Origin of the sequence: Pseudomonas juntendi (assembly GCF_009932375.1) — a bacterium.
Classification (GTDB): domain Bacteria; phylum Pseudomonadota; class Gammaproteobacteria; order Pseudomonadales; family Pseudomonadaceae; genus Aquipseudomonas; species Aquipseudomonas juntendi.
On the sequence record NZ_BLJG01000545.1, the window covers coordinates 1 to 254 of the forward strand.

1 protein-coding gene is annotated in these 254 nt (G+C 67.7%); it reads left to right on the forward strand.

Features of this window, described 5'->3' with window-relative positions; all coding sequences use genetic code 11:
* Window positions 1–254: ATP-binding protein (locus tag GYA94_RS27185; RefSeq protein ID WP_161893504.1), on the forward strand; the 254-nt coding region annotated here is incomplete at both ends.

Genomic DNA, 254 nt, shown 5'->3' on the forward strand with positions numbered 1-254 from the left:
CAGCCACCTGGGTGAGCTGCTCTGCAATCGGGACACCCTGGTGGGGGCGTTGCTCAACCTGATCGAGAATGCCTTGCAGGCCAGCGAAGGCCCGGCGCAGTTGAAAGTGCACCTGTACCGCCGCCAGCGCACCCTGCACCTGTGCGTGAGTGATGCCGGCAGCGGCATCGACGCCAGCTTGTTGGCGCGCCTGGGCGAGCCGTTTCTGACCACCAAGGCCACCGGCACCGGCCTGGGGCTGGCGGTGGTCAAGG